A 2,805-nucleotide genomic window follows, 5' to 3' on the forward strand; every position below is an offset into this window, starting at 1 on the left:
CAGTTCGTCGCCTACGGCGTCACACAGACCACGACCACCACCGCCTACCCCGGCGTCGACCGGACCGACGCCACACCGCCCGCGGCCCGGCGCGGTCGCCGGCTCCGCAAGTATATTGGCTCGGAGCCAATGAACGTTCGGAGCTGACACGATGGCACCTCGTGGGGATTCGGTCAATGAGGAGATGCGGCAACGCTCGCGCCGACGCATCATGCGGGCCACCGTGGAACTCGTTGACCAGCGCGGCTACGCGGGCACCACGCTGACCGACATCGCCGAGCGCGCCGGACTCGCCCGCGGCCTGCTCTCGTACTACTTCGACGGCAAACGGCTGCTGATGCAGTCCGCGACGCACCGGCTGATGCACCAGGCGCTCTCCGGCGCGCTGGCCGAACTTCCGCCCGGGGCCTCGCCCGAGGACCGGCTGGCCCGTGCCATCGACGCCGTGCTCGGGCTGGCACTCGACCACCCCCGGGTCATGCGCGCGCACCTGGCGCTGATCCTCGACCCGGACACCGGCGCCTTCGTCCAGGACCCCGAACAACAGCGGCTCGGCGCGATCCTCCAGGGCCTGCTGCAGGACTGGGGCGCGCCGGATCCGGCGGCCGAGCACGCGGTGCTGCGCAGCGCGCTGATGGGCGGCTGCATCGGTGTGCTGCTGCCGGGCGCGGAGGTCCCGCTGGCGCCGATCCGGGCCGACCTGTTCCGCCGCTACGACCTCGCCTGGGGACTGGGCCGCCCCCCTCAGCCGTTGCCGCCGGAACACGAACGGCCGCCCGCCCGCGGCTGACGGCGGGGGACGGCGGTTGCGGAGGGCCCTGAACGTGCCGCCGGCGTCCGGCCGGGGGCCGGGCCGCGGACCGGGAGCCGAGGACGGCCGACCGGGGCCGGGCTCCGGGGCCCTTGCCGAGCCGGGGGCTCAGCGCTCCTTCAGGATCGAGGCCAGCAGGTCTATGGTGCGCTCGGGCGTCAGGCTGTCCACGCAGAGCCGCTCCATGACCTGGATGTAGGCGTCGACGTCGTCGCGCTTGTCCAGGTAGAGCGCACTGGTGAGCTGCTCCAGGTAGACCACGTCGGCGAGGTCCTGCTCCGGGAAGCGCAGGATGGTGAACGCACCGGACTCCCCGGCGTGCGCGCCGAAGCGGAACGGCATGACCTGGATCACCACGTTGGCCTGCTCGGCGACGTCGATCAGGTACTGCACCTGACCGCGCATCACCTTGGGCCCGCCGACCGGCCGGCGCAGCGCCGCCTCGTCGATCACCGCCCACAGGCGCGGGCTGGCGCCCTCGGTCAGCAGCTTCTGGCGGCGCAGGCGGAGGCTGACCCGGCGCTCGACCTCCTCCTCGCTGATGACCGGCCGACTCTGGCCGAAAACCGCCCGCGCGTACTCCTCGGACTGCAGCAGTCCGGGGATGAACTGCACCTCGTAGGTGCGGATCAGCTGGGCCGCCTCCTCGAGGCCGACGTAGGTCTGGAACCAGCCCGGGAGCACGTCGTTGAAGCTGTGCCACCAGCCGGACTTGTTGGCCTCGCGGACCAGGCCGAGCAGGGCCTCCCGCTCCAGGCCGTCGTCCACGCCGTAGAGGCTGAGCAGGTCGGCGACGTCGCGCTCCTTGAAGCTGACGCGGCCCAGTTCCATGCGGCTGATCTTGGACTCGGAGGCGCGGATCGCGTAGCCCGCGTCCTCGCGGGTGATGCCGCGCGCCTCGCGCAGGCGACGCAACTGCGAGCCGAGGAGGATCCGGCGGACCATCGAGCCGCCGCCCGGCTGAACTGTGGTCATGCGGTCGAAACCTCCACCTAGGGCAAACAGCGCACAGTCTGCCATCAGTTGAGCGCTCACGGTGCCGATACTGACGGATGTTCCTATCAGTTCCGCACTCCGCACACCAGGATGCACGTGCATCCGGCGCTTGCATATGCCAATTGTGCGACTGCACGTGAATCGACTCTTGCATCTGCAGTGAGCGCAGACCACCATGGTGCACGTGCACCTGCACATCCCTGGCAATCCCGCGGGCTCCGCGTCGACCCCACGCGCGACTCCGTGCACCGACCCGGCGGCGTCCCCCTCGCCGTCGGGCGTTCGAGTGCGCGGGCGCCTGGTCGAGGGGGCGGCCGAGCGGCCGAGCGAGTCGGAGGTGACCGGCATGACCCCGGCGGGTCCAGCCGTGTCCGCCCCCTTATGGGAGGAGCTCTTCATGAGCACCGGTACGGCTTTGGCAGTTGACCCCCACGTGGTCACCTGCACGCTCGCTCCTCGCTTCGAGTCCGTCAGAACCGCACGCGACTTCACCCGGAGCGCCCTCCAGCGCTGGAGCCTGACGGAGCTGTTCGACGATGTCGCGCTGGTGGCCTCGGAACTCGTGACCAACGCGCTCCGGCACGCGATCGGCGCGCGACCCGACGCGTCGGGCTGTGCCCGGGGCGAGTTCGACTTTCCCACACAGCAGGCCCCGGACGGGCGGCTTCCGATCCGAATAAGCCTGGTGCACCGCGCACTCCAGGTGGTCTGCGCGGTGAGCGACCCGAGCAGCACCGGACCGGTCGCCAGGGAAGCGGACTTCGTCGCGGAGTCCGGCCGCGGGCTGCACCTGGTGGAGTCGTTCAGCCACTCCTGGGGCTGGCACCCGCTGGGCAGCGGCAAGGTGGTCTGGGCCGTGTTCGAGGCCGCGCCGGCCACCGGCGCCGGGTTCGACGGACAGGTCGAAGTCGGTGGACGGCACCGGCGTTCGGCCTAGGGCCCGTCTTCAAACCCCCGTCGTCCGCCCGAAGGGCGGGCGGGGCGGCGTTGGGGTGCGT

Annotated in this window: 3 protein-coding genes; 2 read left to right on the forward strand and 1 reads right to left on the reverse strand. The window is 71.3% G+C overall.

The genetic code is table 11. The annotated features are described in order from the left end of the window. Positions 1-223: 223 nt before the first annotated feature. Positions 224-790, forward strand: coding sequence for a TetR/AcrR family transcriptional regulator (locus tag ABT247_RS32950; protein ID WP_350750199.1), 567 nt, complete (start codon positions 224-226; stop codon positions 788-790). A 129-nt stretch (positions 791-919) separates the two neighbouring features. Here ABT247_RS32950 and ABT247_RS32955 read toward each other — a convergent pair whose 3' ends face one another. Further along, a complete protein-coding gene (locus ABT247_RS32955; RefSeq protein WP_218199978.1) occupies positions 920-1,786 on the reverse strand; it encodes a Sco1979 family transcriptional regulator in 867 nt (288 codons plus the stop codon). Positions 1,787-2,204: 418 nt separating this feature from the next. Between ABT247_RS32955 and ABT247_RS32960 the strand changes: the two genes are divergently transcribed. After that, the gene (locus tag ABT247_RS32960; protein ID WP_350750201.1) at positions 2,205-2,744 is read left to right on the forward strand and encodes an ATP-binding protein; all 540 of its coding nucleotides are present in this window, start codon (positions 2,205-2,207) and stop codon (positions 2,742-2,744) included. Positions 2,745-2,805 lie beyond the last annotated feature (61 nt).

Source organism: Kitasatospora sp. NPDC001539, from assembly GCF_040298565.1.
Taxonomy (GTDB): Bacteria; Actinomycetota; Actinomycetes; order Streptomycetales; family Streptomycetaceae; genus Kitasatospora.

Bases quoted from the DNA above. Each gene is read 5' to 3' on its own strand.
- ABT247_RS32955 (WP_218199978.1), bottom strand. From the start codon at position 1,786: ATGACCACAGTTCAGCCGGGCGGCGGCTCGATGGTCCGCCGGATCCTC.
- ABT247_RS32960 (WP_350750201.1), top strand. From the start codon at position 2,205: ATGAGCACCGGTACGGCTTTGGCAGTTGACCCCCACGTGGTCACCTGC.